This is a genomic window from Oricola thermophila, from assembly GCF_013358405.1.
GTDB lineage: Bacteria > Pseudomonadota > Alphaproteobacteria > Rhizobiales > Rhizobiaceae > Oricola > Oricola thermophila.
In genome coordinates this window covers 3,772,745-3,789,818 of the sequence record NZ_CP054836.1, presented here as the reverse complement: position 1 = coordinate 3,789,818, position 17,074 = coordinate 3,772,745, and the positions used below count along the sequence as shown (strand labels likewise).

Annotated in this window: 21 protein-coding genes; 20 read left to right on the top strand and 1 reads right to left on the bottom strand. The window is 64.2% G+C overall.

The window, feature by feature from the left end; translation table 11 throughout:
- Nucleotides 1-10: 10 nt before the first annotated feature.
- The 5 genes from HTY61_RS18280 to HTY61_RS18260 are packed head-to-tail and all read left to right on the top strand — an operon-like array spanning nucleotide 11 to nucleotide 3,486.
- On the top strand, nucleotides 11-868 hold the full coding sequence (locus tag HTY61_RS18280) for a DNA-methyltransferase (protein ID WP_175278152.1): 858 nt from the start codon (nucleotides 11-13) through the stop codon (nucleotides 866-868).
- Between the two features lie 11 nt (nucleotides 869-879).
- Nucleotides 880-2,574, top strand: a complete 1,695-nt coding sequence (locus HTY61_RS18275; protein ID WP_175278151.1) for a DNA primase family protein — start codon at nucleotides 880-882, stop codon at nucleotides 2,572-2,574.
- On the top strand, nucleotides 2,571-3,029 hold the full coding sequence (locus HTY61_RS18270; protein WP_175278150.1) for a hypothetical protein: 459 nt from the start codon (nucleotides 2,571-2,573) through the stop codon (nucleotides 3,027-3,029). Before HTY61_RS18275 ends, HTY61_RS18270 begins: the two co-directional genes overlap by 4 nt.
- Complete coding sequence (locus HTY61_RS18265) at nucleotides 3,026-3,277, top strand: hypothetical protein (RefSeq protein ID WP_175278149.1); 252 nt, start codon at nucleotides 3,026-3,028, stop codon at nucleotides 3,275-3,277. The genes HTY61_RS18270 and HTY61_RS18265 overlap by 4 nt, the downstream gene beginning before the upstream one ends.
- A 44-nt stretch (nucleotides 3,278-3,321) precedes the next feature.
- Nucleotides 3,322-3,486 carry a hypothetical protein gene (locus HTY61_RS18260; protein ID WP_175278148.1) on the top strand — a complete coding sequence of 55 codons (165 nt, stop codon included), beginning with the start codon at nucleotides 3,322-3,324 and terminating at the stop codon, nucleotides 3,484-3,486.
- Between the two features lie 219 nt (nucleotides 3,487-3,705).
- Here the strand turns inward: HTY61_RS18260 and HTY61_RS18255 are convergent, their stop codons facing one another.
- Nucleotides 3,706-4,062 (bottom strand): hypothetical protein, encoded by a 357-nt coding sequence (locus tag HTY61_RS18255; protein WP_175278147.1) that lies wholly within the window; start codon nucleotides 4,060-4,062, stop codon nucleotides 3,706-3,708.
- Between the two features lie 473 nt (nucleotides 4,063-4,535).
- On the opposite strand from HTY61_RS18255, the gene HTY61_RS18250 reads away from it, so the two are divergent.
- From HTY61_RS18250 to HTY61_RS18180, 15 genes are all read left to right on the top strand, one after another.
- Nucleotides 4,536-5,408, top strand: coding sequence for a hypothetical protein (locus HTY61_RS18250; RefSeq protein ID WP_175278146.1), 873 nt, complete (start codon nucleotides 4,536-4,538; stop codon nucleotides 5,406-5,408).
- A gap of 200 nt (nucleotides 5,409-5,608) precedes the next feature.
- A complete protein-coding gene (locus tag HTY61_RS18245; RefSeq protein WP_175278145.1) occupies nucleotides 5,609-6,136 on the top strand; it encodes a hypothetical protein in 528 nt (175 codons plus the stop codon).
- Between the two features lie 195 nt (nucleotides 6,137-6,331).
- Entirely contained in the window at nucleotides 6,332-6,934 is a 603-nt protein-coding gene (locus HTY61_RS18240) for a winged helix-turn-helix domain-containing protein (RefSeq protein ID WP_175278144.1), read from the top strand.
- Nucleotides 6,934-8,922: a phage terminase large subunit family protein gene (locus HTY61_RS18235; protein ID WP_175278143.1), complete on the top strand. Its 1,989-nt coding sequence runs from the start codon at nucleotides 6,934-6,936 to the stop codon at nucleotides 8,920-8,922. Before HTY61_RS18240 ends, HTY61_RS18235 begins: the two co-directional genes overlap by 1 nt.
- A complete protein-coding gene (locus HTY61_RS18230; protein ID WP_175278142.1) occupies nucleotides 8,922-9,119 on the top strand; it encodes a phage head-tail joining protein in 198 nt (65 codons plus the stop codon). The genes HTY61_RS18235 and HTY61_RS18230 overlap by 1 nt, the downstream gene beginning before the upstream one ends.
- Entirely contained in the window at nucleotides 9,119-10,624 is a 1,506-nt protein-coding gene (locus HTY61_RS18225; RefSeq protein WP_175278141.1) for a phage portal protein, read from the top strand. Before HTY61_RS18230 ends, HTY61_RS18225 begins: the two co-directional genes overlap by 1 nt.
- Nucleotides 10,590-11,240, top strand: coding sequence for an HK97 family phage prohead protease (locus HTY61_RS18220; RefSeq protein WP_175278140.1), 651 nt, complete (start codon nucleotides 10,590-10,592; stop codon nucleotides 11,238-11,240). Before HTY61_RS18225 ends, HTY61_RS18220 begins: the two co-directional genes overlap by 35 nt.
- 98 nt (nucleotides 11,241-11,338) lie before the next feature.
- Nucleotides 11,339-12,970, top strand: a complete 1,632-nt coding sequence (locus HTY61_RS18215; protein ID WP_175278139.1) for a phage major capsid protein — start codon at nucleotides 11,339-11,341, stop codon at nucleotides 12,968-12,970.
- Between the two features lie 103 nt (nucleotides 12,971-13,073).
- Complete coding sequence (locus HTY61_RS18210; RefSeq protein WP_175278138.1) at nucleotides 13,074-13,406, top strand: DUF2190 family protein; 333 nt, start codon at nucleotides 13,074-13,076, stop codon at nucleotides 13,404-13,406.
- Nucleotides 13,407-13,414: 8 nt separating this feature from the next.
- Complete coding sequence (locus HTY61_RS18205) at nucleotides 13,415-13,810, top strand: head-tail joining protein (RefSeq protein WP_175278137.1); 396 nt, start codon at nucleotides 13,415-13,417, stop codon at nucleotides 13,808-13,810.
- Nucleotides 13,811-13,813: 3 nt separating this feature from the next.
- Complete coding sequence (locus HTY61_RS18200; RefSeq protein WP_175278136.1) at nucleotides 13,814-14,524, top strand: hypothetical protein; 711 nt, start codon at nucleotides 13,814-13,816, stop codon at nucleotides 14,522-14,524.
- Between the two features lie 6 nt (nucleotides 14,525-14,530).
- Entirely contained in the window at nucleotides 14,531-14,752 is a 222-nt protein-coding gene (locus HTY61_RS18195; RefSeq protein WP_175278135.1) for a hypothetical protein, read from the top strand.
- Nucleotides 14,753-14,762: 10 nt separating this feature from the next.
- Nucleotides 14,763-16,256: a hypothetical protein gene (locus HTY61_RS18190; RefSeq protein ID WP_175278134.1), complete on the top strand. Its 1,494-nt coding sequence runs from the start codon at nucleotides 14,763-14,765 to the stop codon at nucleotides 16,254-16,256.
- A gap of 41 nt (nucleotides 16,257-16,297) precedes the next feature.
- Nucleotides 16,298-16,669, top strand: coding sequence for a hypothetical protein (locus tag HTY61_RS18185; RefSeq protein ID WP_175278133.1), 372 nt, complete (start codon nucleotides 16,298-16,300; stop codon nucleotides 16,667-16,669).
- The gene (locus tag HTY61_RS18180; RefSeq protein ID WP_175278132.1) at nucleotides 16,669-17,043 is read left to right on the top strand and encodes a hypothetical protein; all 375 of its coding nucleotides are present in this window, start codon (nucleotides 16,669-16,671) and stop codon (nucleotides 17,041-17,043) included. The genes HTY61_RS18185 and HTY61_RS18180 overlap by 1 nt, the downstream gene beginning before the upstream one ends.
- The last annotated feature ends 31 nt before the right edge of the window (nucleotides 17,044-17,074 follow it).

Sequence of the window (17,074 nt, the reverse complement as noted above, 5' to 3'; positions counted from 1 at the left end):
GGGTCGCGGCATGACGATCGGCCATGAAACTGTTTCGCTCGGCGAGCATGTCACGATCATTCGCGGCGACTGCTGCGCGGTGTTGCGCGACATGGGGGCGGACAGCGCCGATGCCGTGATCGGCGATCCGCCATATGAATCCAACATGCACAAGGCGAAGGCCGGGGCTCGAGGGGGCAAGGTCGCAAGCGATCTCGAGGTCGGTCGGACACCTCGCCGGAACGCAAGAAATGCATTGAAGACTCTAGACTTCTCATCTGTCGAGAGCATCCGTCCAAAAGTAACGCCCCTCATGGTCAAGGTTTCCCGCGGCTGGCTGATAGCTTTCTGCACACCTGAAGGTGTTGCCCCGTGGCGGGACGCGATCGAGGACGCCGAAGCGAAATACAAGCGCGCATGCGCCTGGGTAAAACCTGATGCGCCGCCTCAATTCAATGGTCAGGGTCCGGCGATGGGCGTCGAAATGTTCGTTGCAGCATGGTGCGGCAAGGGGCATTCGCGCTGGAACGGCGGCGGCAAGCGCGGCGTCTATACCTGCCTCACGAACGCCCCCGATCGAGACGGGCGGCACCCGACGGAAAAGCCGGTCGCGCTGATGCGCGAAATCCTGCGCGACTTCACGAATCCCGGCGACATGGTCCTCGACCCGTTCATGGGCTCCGGCACGACCGGAATCGCGTGCATCCTCGAGGGGCGCCGGTTTGTCGGCGTGGAATCTGACCCGAAATATTTCGCCATCGCGCGCGAGCGGATCGAATGGATCCTCGACCCGGCCGGGCCTGTCGACCGGCGCCGGGCTCGATCGGTCTGGCGCGCAGGTTCCGGGGCTGCAGACGGCGACGACCTGCTCGCCCGGCTCGACACGTAAGGCGGGGCGTCATGACTGAAGCGGACAAGGACGCCGAGCGCGAAATCATCGCCGAATGCGCGAAGCAGCCGGAACACGACATCGGCAACGCCCGGCGGTTCCTGATATGGGCGGGAAACGATGTGCGCCACGTCACGCATGTCGGCTGGCATGCCTATGACGGAAGGCGGTGGAAGGAGGATGAATCCGGCGCGATCGTGCGGCGCCTGGCGCACCGCGCGGCCGAGGCCATTTTCCGCGAGGTCGATTTCCTCGACATACCGGAACGCGATCGCGAAATCCTCGATGCCGGCCGCATTGCGCAGGAAAGCCTTGCCGCGCCCTTCGACGCAAAATCGGCGACGCGGGAGGAACTGCAGGCCAATGTTGCCGACCGCAAGGTGTGGAACGATCAGGTCGCCGCGGCGGAGAAGGTGAAGGAACGACTTGCCGACCGTCACAAGAGCCGGATCCGGCATGCCAAATCGTCATGCGGTTCGTCGAAGATTTCGAACATGCTGACCGAGGCGCAAGCCTATCGACCGGCATCGGTCGACGACCTCAATCGCGACCTCTACGCGCTCAATGTCGGCAACGGAACGCTGCGCTTCTATCGCGAGGAAAGCGACTTTCCCGGCGATGATGGCCGCACGGTCTGGAATGTCCGCCTCGATCCGCACCGCCGCGACGACCTGATTTCCAAGGTCGCGCCCGTCGATGTCGACCTCGACGCGCCGCGACCGAAGGAATGGGAGCGATTTCTCGCGCGCGTGCAGCCGTCGCCGGCAATGCGTCAATATCTGCAGCGGCTGGCCGGCTATGCCCTGCTCGGCATCAATACCGAGCAGATGATCGCCTTTTTCTATGGCATCGGACGCAACGGCAAGTCGACATTCGTCGACACGCTGGCGAAGATCCTGTCCGACTATGCCGTCACGCTGTCGATCGACAGTTTTGCCGGCGAGGACCGCCGGTCGGGTTCCGAGGCGACGCCCGACCTTGCCCGCCTTCCCGGCGCCCGCCTCGTCGCCGCTTCCGAGCCGGAATCGGGCGTGCGCTTCAAGGAGGCCCTTATCAAACGGCTGACCGGCGGCGAGCCGCTGGCCGTGCGGCGTCTGCACCAGGATTTTTTCGAGTTCGATCCGCAATTCACGTTGATTGTCTCGGGAAACCACAAGCCGGTGATCGTCGGCAATGACGACGGCATCTGGCGGCGCATCCACCTCGTGCCCTGGAATGTCCAGATCGCGAAAGACGAGGTCGACAAGGAACTGCCGCAAAAGCTGTTGGCCGAGGCGCCGCAGATCCTGAAATGGGCCGTCGACGGCGCGCTGGCGATGCTCAATTCCGGCGGGCTCAATCCGCCGCGCGACATTCTCGACGCTACGCAGGAATATCGCGAGGAGGAGGATCCGATCGGATCGTTCATCCGCAATGCCTGCGAGGTCACGGGCGACGACCAGGACAGCGAAAAGCCCTTCGACCTGTACCGCTCATATGAACGCTACGCGATGGAAACCGGCACGGTGAAGGTGCGGGACACGACCTTCTATCGCCGCCTGCCGGACGCCGCACGGCGCACATGGCCGTCGCCCGACGGCGAGACCATGCAGCAATTCCACAAGGCGAAGACGAACGGGGCGCCGATCTATCGCGGCATTCGCGTCAAGCATGAATGGTGGCCGCAGGGCGTGGCCGAACAGACAGGAAAGGAGGAAAGCGCATGATCGGGAATATTGACGATTTCGGGTGCGCCGCGGCATTGCGCGCGGCGTTGGCGGCATTCGAGGCGGGCTGCAGGCGGACGGGCAGAACAGCGCGCCTTGTCGATCGGGTATCCGATGGTGATGTCGTCTATTGCGCGACGCGCCCCGTGGCGCGGCACCTGGAGGAGAGGCTGCGCGAGGTCGGCAAGCCTGGTGTCCGCGTGCTTCTTTGCGAGCCTGGAACGGTGCAGGCGCTTGCCGTGCTGCGGCACGGAGGGGTGTATTTCGAGTCCGATTGGGTAATCGGGTTTTTCGAGGTGGCGATCGACAGGGCGGCCCGCGCTATGGCCGCTGCCGCAGATATATCGCGCGGCGACAAGTTCGCCTCCGGTCCGGTCGAGCCTTTGACGATCGTCGATCGCGGCTCCCTTTACGATTGGGCTTACGGCCCGGAAAAGACAGGTGGTCGGGAATGAAGATCGTCAAGACACCGGAACTGATCGACCTCGCCGCCGGCGAACTGTTTTCCGCCTGGGCGGCCGGTGCGGGGCTCAACTGCACGTGGCAACAGGCGCGCGACATGACGGCCGCCGCGCCGGAGAATTACCCGCGCCTGGTCAATGCCGTCGCCAGCGCAAGGCACCGTGCATCCGTACTGCTCGATGCGATCCTGCCGGTCATCGGCGACCGGCTGCGCCGGCAACCGCGCGGCGGGCCCGCGTGATGTTTGCGGCATATCGGACAAGGCGGATATTCCGCCGGGGCGGGATGACATACGAGTCGGCCGTCGTCATCCACCGGCGCAAGGGCGGCATGATCGTTCCCTATCTGCGCGCCCGGCGGCGCGGCAACCTGCCGGGCAAGGCGCATTTCCGGCGGCTGCATTTTCTCTACAAGAGGCACGGGATCGCGTGCCGGGAGCCGCTGTGGTGATGTCGGCCCTTTCCCCTCGTCGGCCGCGCCGACTTTCGACCGGGGCGCCAGAACCGCCGCCCGTCTGGCGCATTATCTGCGAGTTCGCCAATGGCGGGGCGTGCGTCTGCGCCGCGACGGGCCGCGAACGGCCATGCGACGCGGTCGCCGCCTGCGCCGACAGGATCCGCAACCGCGTTGCCTTCGAACTGTCTCGGGACGGGAAAGGCGGGCGCCGTGCTAGTCGAAGCTGACGAAATTCGGCACGTTGGCGCCGTCCGGTCCGAACATGGCGCGCGCGACTCCGCAGGCGGCCGGGCCGTCGATCGCGGCCGCATCGTCATGCGCCTTTTGCATGGCCTCGATCATGGCCGGTTCGAACGGGCCGCCGGGCGAGAAGCTGTCGGCCGGCATCTGCCATGCGGCCATGACGGCCGCGACGACCTGCGTGTTCACCGTCGCGCTTTCGCATTTGCCGGCGATCACCGTCGCTGCGGCTATGTTGACGATGACGTTTCGCTGTTCGGTCGTCGCCTCGATCGCCGACGCCGATGCTGTCGATGCGACCAGGGCGATTGCCGCGATCATGGCTTTCATCGCTGTCTCCTTTCGTGCGCTCGCAATATCGCCCCTTGCCTCGCGCATGTCGAGCCGCCGCTTGCTGCGCCTTGTGCGCCGTCTTTTGCCCTTCTCCCCTTTCGGCCGTCACCGCGAGACGAGGGGCGGTTTTTGTCCCTGACAGGGTCGATAGGGGCGCTAGCGTCCCTGTCAGGGACGCAAGATAACGGGGATAGGGGCGAGAAAAGCACGAAAATTCAATGGTTTCGGACGATAGGGACGCTAGGGACGCAAGTTCCGAACCTTTTTTATATGCGCGTGTATGGGGGTTCGGGGTTTTCTGCGCGAAAATTTTTCTCACGTAATACGGGAATTACCCTCCCTAGCGTCCCTAGCGTCCCTATTCGATTTTTTTTCTTATGGAAAACAGGAGGTTAAGGAAGATGGATGACAGGGACGGAAGGCCGGTTTCGGGGACGCTAGGGACGCAAGGGGGCGCGAAACGGCGAAAAATGACGGTTTCGGCGGCGCTGCAATGGGCCTGGCGCGACGAATTGCCGAAAATGCCCGCCGCCGAGCGTCCCGCCGGGCTGTCTGCGGCCAGCGCGTGGGCCTCGATCCTGCGCTATGGCGAACTGCATTCGGTCATAGATCGCCAGCCGAACCGGTACGGATGCGTGCCGTTCGACGTGGCGGGCTGGCCGCATGCGGACGCATTGCGCATCGCCGAGGCCGTCGAGGCGCTGGCCGGCCTTGTCGTCGAGGTGCCGGACGGATGGAACCCGGCGCCGGAACTGGTGGCGATCGACGCGGACCTCGCGCGAAAGGCGGTCGAAGACACGCTGCGCGCGGCGATTGTCGAGCGCGACGGCGAAACGGTGTTCCGCGTCGCCGCCGACGTCCTGGTCGTGCGGCATGCAATCCTCGGCACGGTGCCGCAATGGCGCATGGATCTGCCGGAAGCGACGGTCGAGATCGGCGAGGGCGGACGCCCAAAATGGTATGTGCTGCGCGAAATCCCGACCGTCGTCGGCACGAACCCGGACGGCAGCGACCGGATCGTTACGGAAACGATCGAGGTCGACGGCTGGTCGTCGCGCAAGCGGCGGCCGCTGCCCGGCGCCTATCAGCGCCGGAAGTTCGACCCGGATCCGGTGCCGGCGATGGTCGAGCGGGCGGAATACGAGATTTTTGCCGCGGCGATGACGCATCTCGCGGGCGATCTTTCCGGCCGGCTCGAGACAATAGAGATCGTCGCCGACGAATGGCCGGCGCGCCCGTGGTGCGAGTCGCCGGATTCGGCGCAAAATCGCCGGACGCCGAAAATCCTTCCGGACCTGGAAGCGGCGAAGCGGCCCGGCGGCGCGCCGAAAAGGCAATTATGATCAATGGCTTAGGCAAATGGTGAAAAGCCGCCGCAACGGGCTTGACCTGCGACCGGAATTTGGCGCATTGTTTGTCACGCAGGAAAAGCACGAAAACCCGCCCGGCCATCGGCCCGGCGGGTTTTTTGTTGCCTGTCGCAAACCGAGCCGCAGGAGGTCGTCATGATGCCGGCGGCCAAAACCGCCGAACGCCTTCGCCGATGATCTACGCCGACGCAACGGAATATATCGCGCTGTCGCGTGCATTCCGTCGCCTGCCCGGCGACATCAAGGCGAAGGCATTCGCGCGGGCCGGGCGTCGGGTGACGCAACAGGCGCGGACGCAATATCTGCGCCGGGCATCGCCGCGACTGAAGCTGACGCAGAAGGTGATCAAGGATCTAACTACGGCCCGGTTCAATGCGGGTGGGAATACGAGCGAGGTAATCGTCAAATCCGGATGGATACCTCTTGCGAAGCTTAGTGCAACGCAAACGTCACGCGGCGTCTATGTGAGGCCGCGCGGTTCGTATCGTCATGCGTTCCTGGCGACGATGGCGTCGGGTCACAGGGGCGTGTTCATGCGCAAAGGCGCTGCAAGGCTGCCGATCCGCGAACTGTTCGGCCCGAACCCGGCGCACGACATCACGAACAATGACCGGGTTTATCTCGAGGTGCTGGCCGAGGTGATCGAGGAAAAGCTTGCGCCGCGCGTCCTGCACGAAACCGAACAGCTGCTGCCAGACTGACCGGGCAGCGGTGCGCGCGCCCTCCCCTCGTTCCCCGCTTCAGGCGAGGGTCGAGGGCGCGCGGGTCCTTCCGGGCCGCCCCCGCCGCACGGGCCGGGGCGAGCCCGGAATTTCGCTAGATAGGCTGCCGGAATCTTGGGTTGACAAGGTTGACGATCCGGCCGTCGGGTTGACATGGAAAGGGGAAGGCTGCGCATGGATCCGATCGCCGATGCCGATGACGGCGGCGTTTGGATCACCGTCGCCGAGCTAGCAAAGCGGAAGGGTGTATCACGCCAAGCCGCTGCGAAACGAGTTGCCAGTCTCGAGGCTGCAGGCAAGATCGAGACACGCAAGCGCGGCCGGTCGCGCCTGGTCGAACTGGCCGCCTATGACCGGGCCGTCGACGAGGTCGGAGACGCGGCGAAGGAATCGGCGGCCGAGACGACGCGCCAGCCGGCGTCGCCTGCGCTGCGCGATCATCAGGCCGAGCGCGCCAAATACGAGGCGCGGCTGAAGGCGCTCGACCTTGCCGAGCGTGAACGCAAGCTGTTGCCGATCGACGGCGAACACGGGATCGAGGCCGCGGCGACACGCATTGGCGTCGCGTTGGCAAAATCCTTCGACGGCCTCGCCCGGTACGCTGACGACATCGCGGCGGCCGTCAGCAAGGAAGGAACGACCGGCGCGCGTCGCGTGCTGAAGGACATTGCACGCTCCGAACGGCAAAAGATTGCGGACATGCTGGCCGCGATCGCATCCGTTGGCGAAGCGGCGGAACAGGCCGGGCCGATCGAAACACTGTTGCCGGAAGAATGATGCAGGTCAGTCTCGCGCGGTCTGCGCTTTCCGTCATGGCCGGCGCCATGTCGACGGCCGTTGCGCCGCCGGCACCGATGCCGCCTTCCGACTGGGCCGAAAAGAACCTGAAGTTGCCCGACGGCCCGCTCGCGAATGAATTCTGGCGGCGCGACATGGCGCTGCACACGGTCGAGATCGTCGACGTGTTCGACCCGGACAATCCGGTTAACGAGGCGGCGGTCATGAAATCCGCGCAGACGGCGTTCACGACTGCGCTGATAATCGCGGCCGGATACTCGATCGACCGGGATCCGTGCCGCATGATGCTTGTGCAGCCGACATCCGGCGCGCTTTACGATTTCAACAAGGAGAAGCTGCAGCCGGCGATCGAGGCGTCGCCGGTCCTGGCAAGAAAGGTCAGGCCGCAATCGTCGCGATCCGGCGACGGCTCGACGGCGACGTCAAAACAGTTCGCCGGCGGGTCGCTGATCCTGGCAATCGCCTCGTCGGCGGCCGACCTGCGATCGAAAACGATCAAGAAAACGCTACTCGACGAGATCGACGAATATCCCGACGACCTTGACGGACAGGGCGACCCGATCGACATGATCGAGGCGCGCCAGATCTCCTTTCTGGCGTCGGGCGACTGGAAACGGCTTAAGGCGTCGACGCCGACGATCAAGGGCGCGTCGAAGATCGAGGCGGCCTATCTCGCCGGCGATCAACGGCGTTGGCACGTGAAATGTCCGGGCTGCGGCGACCGGTTCGTTTTCGAGTTCGATCGCGAGCATTTTCGGTTCAATGACGAGCCGCCCTATAATGCGCACTACGTCACGCCGTGCTGCGGAACGATCATAGAGGGGCACGAAAAGAACGCGGTCTACAGGACGGGCAAATGGATCCCGACGGCCGAACGGCCGGGCGCGGGCCGCAGCTACCATTTCGACGCGATGTCGTCGCCGCTTGTGCCCTGGGATGAAATTGCCAAGAAGTTCTGCGGGATCGACGGCGACCCGGTCAAGGCAAAGACCTTCTACAATCTTTGGCTCGGCCTGCCCTACGAGGTTCGCGGCGACGCGCCGGATCATGTTCGCCTCCTCGAGCGGCGCGACGGCGATCTCGTCAGGGGGCATATTCCGCCGCTTGGCCTGATCCTGACCGGCGCGGCCGACGTGCAGTTGCGGGGCATCTACTACGAAATAAAGGCTTACGGTCCCGATCGGCAGAAATGGATCGTCGATGCCGGGATCCTCGAGGGCGACACGAACGATCCGCATGCCGGCGCGTTCCTGAAGTTGACCGAGGTTTTCGAGCGGTCCTATCCTGACGCTTACGGCGGATCGCGTCGTGTCGATGCGTTCGGAGTCGATTCCGGCTACCGGTCGCATGTCGTCTATACGTGGGTTCGCGGCCGGGTTGGCGCGTTCGCGCTGAAAGGACTGGACGGATGGTCGCGGCCTGCGCTTGGCACGGGGCAGGCGGTCGACATCGACTATAACGGCAAGCGCATTCGTAACGGCGTCCATGTGTGGGGGGTCGGAACCTGGCCGCTGAAGGCGGCGCATTACGACGACCTGCGAAAAGAGGGCAAGAAGTCTGGCAAGGAAACCGACCCGCCGGGCTATGTCCATTTCGGATCATGGCTCGACGAGGTCTATTTCCGGCAGATCACGTCGGAATACCTCGCGAACGAAAACTATCGCGGTCGCGTCCGTCGCGTCTGGAAGGTGCGCAACGGCGAGGAAAACCATTTTCTCGATTGCACGATCTATAACGACGCTTTGGCCGACTATCTCGGCTTGTCACGCATGACGCAGGAAGAATGGGCCGCGCTGGCCTCCGATCGGTGCGCGCCGGAAGTCGTGAAGCGGCCGGATCTGTTCTCGCCGGATCCGCTCGCGGTGCAGAAACCGCCGGCGCCGGACGCCGCGTCGATCGCTTCGCCAGCGTCGCGGGGAACGGATCGCGACGACGATGACATCGGTTCCTATTGGGATGATTATTGATGGCCTGGACGCAAGCTGACCTCGACAAGCTCGACGAGGCGATCGCGACGGGTGCGCGCCGCGTGAAGTTTCAGAATCACGAGGTCGAATATCATTCCATGTCCGACATGCTGAAGGCGCGTGACGTGATCGCGGCCGCGCTCGACGAAACGCGACGGCCGTCGGTTTCCTTCGCCGAATATGACGGGGGGCAATGATGGCGAACCCGATCGACCGCGTCATCGGCTTTTTCTCGCCGGAGGCCGGCCTGCGCCGGGCCGGTGCGCGCGAACTGCTCGAGCACTACAATCACGAACGGGCGTATGCCGCCGCGCGCAACGGCCGTCGCAACAAGTCATGGTCCGGGCGATCGACCTCGGCGAATGCCGAAATCGGATCGTCGCTGACACAACTGCGCAACCGGTCGCGCGAATTTGTTCGCGATTCCTGGGCCGGCGCTCGCATGCTCGACGTGCTGACATCGCATGTCGTCGGAACCGGCATCGTGACGACTGCGAACACCGGGTCCGATCGCATTGACCGTCGCGTCAATGCCGTTCTCGAGGAATGGTCCGCGAATGCCGATGTCGAGGGGGTTCTCGATTGGGGCGGCATGCAGGCGCTTGCCGTCCGGTCGATGGTCGAAGGTGGCGACGTCGTCGTCAGGCATGTCGACATTCCGCTGGCCGATGCCGGTCGCACCGTGCCCGTCAGGCTGCAAGGGCTCGAGGGCGACGTGATCGACACGACGCGCGATATCACCTTCGGCAAGCAGGGGCGAACCGTTCGCCTTGGCGTCGAACTCGGCGAATGGGGGCGCCGCATCGGTCTGCACCTGTTCGAAAATCATCCTGGCGAAATGACGCTTTCGTCGCGCCGGTCGAACCTCGTCGAATGGGAAAGCCTGTCGCATGTCTATCGACCGCTGCGGTTCGGCCAGGTGCGCGGCGTGCCGTGGTTCGCTGCAATCCTTTTGAACGCGCGCGAGGTGCAAGAGTTGATGGACGCGACTCTGGTCAAGGCGCGCGTCGAGGCGTGTTTCGCGGCCTTTCGCCGGCGCGGCGCGTCCGGCGGTCCCGGCCCGCTTGCGTCCCGCCAGCACGACGACGCGGACGGCAAGAAGATCACGCGGATCGAGCCGGGCATGATAGCGGACATCGGAGACGACGAGATATCCTTTGCCAATCCGTCGTCGCAGACGGCGTTCGGCGAGGTCTACAAGACGTCGATGCAGGCGATGGCCGCCGGCGCGATGCTGACATATGACCAGCTTACCGGCGATTTGAGCCAGGCGAACTATTCGTCGCTGCGCGCAGGCAAGATCGAGTTTCGGCGACTGGTCGAGCAAATCCAATGGACCGTCCTTGTTCCGCAACTGATCGCGCCGGTCGCGCAGCGGGTGATCGACCGGGCGGTGATTGCCGGCCGGCTCCCTTATCGGCGCGCGGGCTATCCGCTCGATCACATCATGCCGGCCGTCGAGCCTATCGACCCGAAAAAGGATCTCGAGGCTGACATTCTGGCGGTCAGGGCCGGTCGCATGTCGCCGCAGGAATTCGTGTCGGCCTGGGGTCACGACTGGCGCAAGGTCGTGGCCGACTCCGCGGCTTTCTGGAAGGCGGTAGACGAATACAAGGATCACCTGTCGCTCGACATAGACGGGCGAAAACAGATGAAAGGATCTGCCAATGACGGACAGGCAAACGCGAAAGATGCCGACTAACGGTTCGGCTGATCTCCCGCTCGAGACGCGCGAGGCGCCGGTCAACTCGATCGACGCCGAAAAGCGGACGGTCGAGGTTGTCTGGACAGCCGGCGCGGCGGTGCCGCGGGTCGATCCCTGGACGGGCGACCGCTATGTCGAGGAACTGGTCGTTTCGGACAAGGCGATAAAGCTCGATCGCCTCAACAATGGCGGCCCTGTTCTCGACTCGCATTTTCGGTTCGGCATCAATTCGCAGATTGCGGTTGTCGAGCGCGCATGGATCGAGGGCGGAAAGGGGCTCGCGAAGATTCGATTTCCCAAGGAAGGTCTCGACGAGGAGATCGACCGGATTTTCAGCAAGATCGCCGATGGCATCATCACGCGGCTGTCATGCGGCTACCGTCGCCTGAAGATCGAGGTCGACAAGTCGAAAGACCCGAAAGTCTGGCGGGTCGTCGAATGGGAGCCGTTCGAAATATCGTTCGTTTCCGTTCCGGCCGATCCGGCCGCAAAGGTGCGCGCCGACGAGGTGCCGACCAGCGCATGCGAGTTCCGCACGATCGGCGCACCGTCCGGCCCTGCCGCACGTGCCCGCATGCGGCTGCGGGCCGCGGCCGCCGGCCTCGTCGACTGACGCAAGCCGCATCCAGTTTCCGAACACCGCCTGCGCTCCACCGGGGCCGCAGGGCGACGGTTGTTTACGCCCCGGACAACACACAAGAGGAGAAATCCATGAAAAGGATGGCTTTCCTTAACCTGGCAGCCGTCGCCCTGCTGATCGCCGGCGCGGTTGTCATGCTCATGCCCGAATCTGCGCATGCCGCGCCATTGCTCGACAACGCCGACGGCCTGCGCGATGCGCTCTCCAATCTCAACCTCGCGGATGCTGTCGGCCTGGTCGCGCTGCGCGAAAAGGCGTCTGCGCTGAAGGAAAAGGCGCGGCGGAAGCTCGAGGAGATCCGCGACGATATGACGGCCGATCAGGTCAGGTCGATCGAGGACGAACATGCTGCAATCCTGCGCGAACTCGAGGCGGTAAACGAGGAGATCGCATCGGCCGAGGCCGACGACGAAAGGCGCGACATGCCCGCCGGCGGCGCGCGCAACGGCAGTGCCGGCGGCCTCACCGGTGCGCAGGCGGCGGAAATCATGGAAATCGGCAACCGCGCAGGCATGGCGCATGACGACATCGTCGCAGCCGTCCGTTCCGGCGAGAGTGTCGAGGATTTCCGGGTTCGCGCCTTCGATCACCTGGCCGAGCAGTCGCGCCGCAATCCGACCGCCCCGGCGCGGATCATCCGCGACGAGGATGAAACCCGCCGCGATGCGCTTACCGAGGCGCTGTCCTATCGCCTCGGCGCACCGATGCCGGAAAACGGCCCGACAGAACCCGCGCGCGAGTTCATGCAATTCCGCCGGTTCTCGTCGTTCATCGCGGAGGCGATCGGGTACGAGGGCAGGATCGACAGCGTTCGGTCGATCGACGACCTGTTCGATCGTGCGGCGCATTCGACCGGCGACTTTCCGGCGATCTATGAGGGCGCGGTCAATCGCGCGCTCGAGGCCCGTTACGCCCTTGCCGAGCCGACCTATCGCCGCATCGCGAGGCGTTCGGACTTCCGCGACTTCCGCCCGCACAAGACCGTGAAGATCGGCGATTTCCCGATGCTGGCGAAAGTCGCCGAGAACGGCGAAATCAAGCACGGCACCTTCGGCGAAGGGGCCGAGCAGATCCAGGCGTTCTCCTATGCCCGCGCGATTTCCGTTTCGCGGCAGATGATCATCAATGACGATCTCGGCGCGATCGCGGAAATACTGGCATCCTATGGCGACACGGTGGCGTTGTTCGAGGAGGTCATGTTCTACGCGGAGGCGCTGGAGGGCAAGCTTTCCGACAACAAGGCGGTTTACCATGCCGACCACAACAATATCGGCACCGCTGCCGCGATCACGGTCGACAGCGTTGCGCTTGGTAAAGCGTCTATGTCCAAGCAAAAATCGCTCAATGGATATCCGCTTCTTGAGAACAAACCGCACATCATCCTGTGCGGCCCGGACAAGATCACGGAGGCCGAAAAGCTGGTCGCCTCGATCACGCCGGCGACCATGTCGAACGTGAATATCTTCTCGGGCCGCCTGACGCCGATCGAGACGGCGCAGATCTCGAGCAAGGCTTGGTATCTCCTGCCGGACGCATCTTCCCGCTGGTCGAATTACCGTTATGGCATGCTCGAGGGATACGAAGCCCCGCGCGTCCGCATGGACGAGCCGTTCGGCCGCCAGGGCTTTTCGATGTCGGTCGAACACGATTTCGGTGTCGGCGCGACCGATTACCGGTTCGGCTACAAGAACCCCGGCAACTGATCCGGCATCCTGACCGATCGAGCCGTCGGCGGGTCGCGTGATCCGCCGGCGACGCGCCTGCGGCGCGCTTCACCATTTCCGCTCCTGACAAGGGAATCGAGCCATGAAAAACTATGTTGAGCCCGGAAACACGATCACGGTTCCGGCGCCTGCCGGCGGCGTTACGTCCGGCCAGCCTGTCGCCGTGGGTTCGCTGCGCGGCTTTGCGGCCGCAACGGCCGCCGAGGGCGAGGACGTCGCGATCGTGCGCGCGGGTGTTTTCACCGTCACGAAGGAAGCCGGCACGGCATGGAGTGTCGGCGACAAGGTCTATCTGAAGTCGGGCGGCACCGAGTTCAACAAGACCGCATCCGGCAATACCCTGTTCGGCTTCGCCACCGCCGCCGCCGCGTCCGCCGACACGACCGGCGAAATCTGCCTCGGCGACACGCTGTAGGCGCAGCCGTGTCAAGCAACTTCGCCCGGCTCGCCGGCCTTGCGCGCAATGCGGTCGACAAGGTTCTCGGCGAGCCGGCGATCCTGAAACCGTTCGATCGCGCCCGCGGCCCGCATGGCAGGCTTTCGGCGTCCGATACGCGGCCCGAGGTCGAAATCACCGCGGTCTTTTACCAGGACACGGAACGGGCGGCGCGCGAGCGGGCGCAACCTCTTGTGAGCCGATCGGGCGACCGCCTCATGAACCGGACGCCTGAAATTTTTGCGTCGGTTTCGACGGCCGCGGAAATCGCGACGGGCGACCGGATCGTTCGGACGGGGACCGGCGCGACCTACCAGGTCGAGACGCGCGACCCGGACGGAAACGGAAACATCATTCTCGGCCTGTCGGCCGCCAAGGGGTAACGCATGCTATCCGCAGAATGCGCACGGCTTGCCGCCCTGGAGGTACTTTGCCCGACGGCCGCGCTCGAGGGGAACGAAGATTTTCCGACGCTCGCCGGCGATCGTATTCTCGACACGCGCCTGGCTGTAATCGACGACCTGGACCCGGAACAGAAGTTCACGCCGGTCGTTTCGCTGTTCACCGCCGACGCAAGCGCGCAATTGCGCGGCGACATCGCGGCATCTGACGACGTCGATCTCGTCTCGACGCTCGAGGTGGTGGCGGAACTGGCCGTCGCGGCGACCGATGAAAACGGCGACGCCTTTGCGGACGCCATGCCGGCCGACGATTGGGATGCGCGGCTGGTGCTGGCCGCGCTTTGCGCGCAGGTCCGCCGGGCGCTGCAGTTCACCGAGCGCGGATATCTGTTCCGCCGCTTTGTCCGTCATGTGAGGCAGGTTTCGGAGGAAACATTTTCCGTTCCGCAGATCGGCGCGCGCTGGCACCGGGTGACGATGCGGTTCGAACTGTCCCTGCCCGACGACACTTTCGACGAGGCCAGCGGCTTGCCGGAGCCGATCGCGACGCTGTCCGCGATCCTGCCGGCGACATCGCCGGCGCGCGCGAAGCTTGAAGCGTTGGCCGGCCATTTCTCGGCCTTTGGCCGAACGCCGCTGGCCGGCGTGGATTTCAGCGATGGCGGGCAAACCGGATTCACCGTCGAAACGGAGTGACACACGATGACGCACAAGTCGAAACTGTATGCGCCGACGCGACAGGGTGCGCGCATACCGATGCCCGATCGCGGCGGCCGGATCATGCCGGCCAGCGGCGCGCCCGTCGACATCACGAAACATTACTACGCGCGCCTGCTGGCCGACGGCGACATCGCCGAGGTGAGACCGCAGACGAAACCCGATCATTCCGCCCGTGCAAAGCGCGGCACCGCCAACCGCAAGTGAGGAAACCGTCATGGAATTCAACACCATTCCCGGCAATATCGTCGCGCCGCTCGTCGCATTCGAGGTCAATTCCGGCGGCCAGTTCGAAAGCCGGTCCCGCCTGCTCCTGATCGGCCATGCCAATTCCGGCGCCGTGATCGACGCAAACACGCCGACCGTCTGCCCGTCGATCGCCGAGGGGCGTCGCCTGGCCGGTGCCGGATCCATGCTCGACGACATGGTTCGGCTTGTGCGCCAGAACGCGCCGGCGCAAGAATTGTGGATCATGGCGGTGCCGGACAGCGGCACGAAAGGCAGCCGCACGATCACGGTTGATTCCGTCCCGTCGGCCGGTCTCGGTGTCGTTTCGATTGCTGGCGAGCCGGTGCAGTTCACCGTCGCCGACGGCGATGCGGACTCCGATGTCGCCGCCGCGATCGCGGCAGCCGTCAATGGCTATTTCAACGGCCTGTCGGGCGCGAGCCTGCCCTTTACGGCATCGGCGACCGACGAGGTCGTGACGCTGACGCCCCGCCATAACGGCGCGATCATGAACGGAATCGATATTCACGTTCCCGCGCTCGACGGCGGGAATGTCGCCTCGGGCAAGCTTTCGATCGCGGCGCCGACGTCCGGTTCGGGAACGCCGGATCTTTCGGCGGCTCTTGCGGCGCTCGGCGACGACGAATTCGACTGGATCGTGTCGCCGTTCTCCGATGCGACCAATGTCGGGCGCTATTCCGACCTGATGTCAGACGTGTCCGGTCGGTGGGCCTGGAACCGCCAGATTTACGGGCATGTTTTCTATCCGATGTCCGACACGATCTCCAATCTGACGACGCACGGCCTCGGGCTCGACGACCGGCACCTGACCGTCATTCCGGTCATTGCATCGTCGAACGCTCCGAATCCGGTCTGGCAATGGGCGGCGGCGATTGCGGGCCGCATCGTGCCGTGGCTGTCCGATGGCGGAACGGGCAACGCATCGCGAAACCAGACGGGCCTTGTCGTCGAGGGGCTGCAGGCGCCGCGCGACCGGGCCGGCTGGCTCGACTACGCGACGCGCGAAACCTTTCTCGGTTCGGGGCTGTCGACATGGAAGGTCAACACGGGCGGCGACGTCGTGATCGACAAGATCATCACGACCGCGCGGACCTTCAATGACGTGCCGGATACGACGTTTCGCGATATTCAGAAGATCGGACAGATCGTCTATTCGCTGCGGTACTTCCGCTCGCGTCTGACCTATGAACACGGGCAGAAGGCGATTGCCGACGACAATCCCGCGAACCTCGACACGGTATCGACGCCGACCGACATCAAGGCGACATTCATGCACGCCTATGACGAACTCGTCTTGCGCGGCATCCTCGAGAACGCCGGCCAGGCGGCAGACGTGATCGAGGTTTCTCGAAACGCCGACAACCCGAACCGGGTCGACATCCATGCTCCGCTCGACATGGTGCAGCCGCTCGACGTGATCGCCGCAAACGCGGTCATCTATTCGCAGTTCGCGAGCGCCTGATCGGCGCCCGCCCTTTCCTTCGCTGAAAACAGGAGTCCACAATGGCCGGAAAAGACTTCGGCGGCGTGATGAAATTTCGCGATTCCGCCGGCCGCAATGTTTCGCTGCGCGGCACCTTCACCGTCTATCCCTCGACGGCGTCGATCGAGGGCATGACAAACCAGGACGGAAGCGCCGACCGGGTCGCGACGCCGACCTCGCCGCGCTGCGAAATCGCATTCGCGGACAAGAATGTCGATCTCGCCGCCCTCATGGGCGACGAGCGGCGAGATATCTCGATCACCGAGGAATTCACCGGGGTTATTCACCAGTTCACGCGGGCATTCTATACCGGTGAACCTGCGGCCAACAGGCTGACCGGCGAGGTAACGGGCGTTGGCATCATGGCCGAAGCATATCGGAAAATCGCGTGATGCCGGGCACAACCATCGAACTGTCGCGCACCTATGGCGAAGGCAGCGAGCCGTTTTCCTCGCTGACCTTCCGCGAACCGCGATGGCAGGATTTCGTCGATCTAGGAGAAATCGAGGAATGGCAGCCGGTCGGGGGCGACGACGGAACGCATCGGCCGATGGTCATTCGACATCACGACGTCGTCGCTGCCTATGCCGAGCGGCTGGTCATGCCGCCGCGCACGGCCGCCGACCTGCAGGTGCTTGACCTGAAAGATGCGCTTTCGGTTCACGGGGTCATTCGTGATTTTTTCGCGACGGCCCGCGCGTCTACGACGCCGCAAGCCGCCTCCTCTGGCGGCACGGAAAAGGGTTCGACGAAGTCGGCCGACTGACGTTCGGGCAGATCGTCACATATGGCGGCAT

Bases quoted from the DNA above. Each gene is read 5' to 3' on its own strand.
- HTY61_RS18280 (WP_175278152.1), top strand. From the start codon at position 11: ATGACGATCGGCCATGAAACTGTTTCGCTCGGCGAGCATGTCACGATC.
- HTY61_RS18275 (WP_175278151.1), top strand. From the start codon at position 880: ATGACTGAAGCGGACAAGGACGCCGAGCGCGAAATCATCGCCGAATGC.
- HTY61_RS18270 (WP_175278150.1), top strand. From the start codon at position 2,571: ATGATCGGGAATATTGACGATTTCGGGTGCGCCGCGGCATTGCGCGCG.
- HTY61_RS18265 (WP_175278149.1), top strand. From the start codon at position 3,026: ATGAAGATCGTCAAGACACCGGAACTGATCGACCTCGCCGCCGGCGAA.
- HTY61_RS18260 (WP_175278148.1), top strand. From the start codon at position 3,322: ATGACATACGAGTCGGCCGTCGTCATCCACCGGCGCAAGGGCGGCATG.
- HTY61_RS18255 (WP_175278147.1), bottom strand. From the start codon at position 4,062: ATGAAAGCCATGATCGCGGCAATCGCCCTGGTCGCATCGACAGCATCG.
- HTY61_RS18250 (WP_175278146.1), top strand. From the start codon at position 4,536: ATGACGGTTTCGGCGGCGCTGCAATGGGCCTGGCGCGACGAATTGCCG.
- HTY61_RS18245 (WP_175278145.1), top strand. From the start codon at position 5,609: ATGATCTACGCCGACGCAACGGAATATATCGCGCTGTCGCGTGCATTC.
- HTY61_RS18240 (WP_175278144.1), top strand. From the start codon at position 6,332: ATGGATCCGATCGCCGATGCCGATGACGGCGGCGTTTGGATCACCGTC.
- HTY61_RS18235 (WP_175278143.1), top strand. From the start codon at position 6,934: ATGCAGGTCAGTCTCGCGCGGTCTGCGCTTTCCGTCATGGCCGGCGCC.
- HTY61_RS18230 (WP_175278142.1), top strand. From the start codon at position 8,922: ATGGCCTGGACGCAAGCTGACCTCGACAAGCTCGACGAGGCGATCGCG.
- HTY61_RS18225 (WP_175278141.1), top strand. From the start codon at position 9,119: ATGGCGAACCCGATCGACCGCGTCATCGGCTTTTTCTCGCCGGAGGCC.
- HTY61_RS18220 (WP_175278140.1), top strand. From the start codon at position 10,590: ATGACGGACAGGCAAACGCGAAAGATGCCGACTAACGGTTCGGCTGAT.
- HTY61_RS18215 (WP_175278139.1), top strand. From the start codon at position 11,339: ATGAAAAGGATGGCTTTCCTTAACCTGGCAGCCGTCGCCCTGCTGATC.
- HTY61_RS18210 (WP_175278138.1), top strand. From the start codon at position 13,074: ATGAAAAACTATGTTGAGCCCGGAAACACGATCACGGTTCCGGCGCCT.
- HTY61_RS18200 (WP_175278136.1), top strand. From the start codon at position 13,814: ATGCTATCCGCAGAATGCGCACGGCTTGCCGCCCTGGAGGTACTTTGC.
- HTY61_RS18195 (WP_175278135.1), top strand. From the start codon at position 14,531: ATGACGCACAAGTCGAAACTGTATGCGCCGACGCGACAGGGTGCGCGC.
- HTY61_RS18190 (WP_175278134.1), top strand. From the start codon at position 14,763: ATGGAATTCAACACCATTCCCGGCAATATCGTCGCGCCGCTCGTCGCA.
- HTY61_RS18185 (WP_175278133.1), top strand. From the start codon at position 16,298: ATGGCCGGAAAAGACTTCGGCGGCGTGATGAAATTTCGCGATTCCGCC.
- HTY61_RS18180 (WP_175278132.1), top strand. From the start codon at position 16,669: ATGCCGGGCACAACCATCGAACTGTCGCGCACCTATGGCGAAGGCAGC.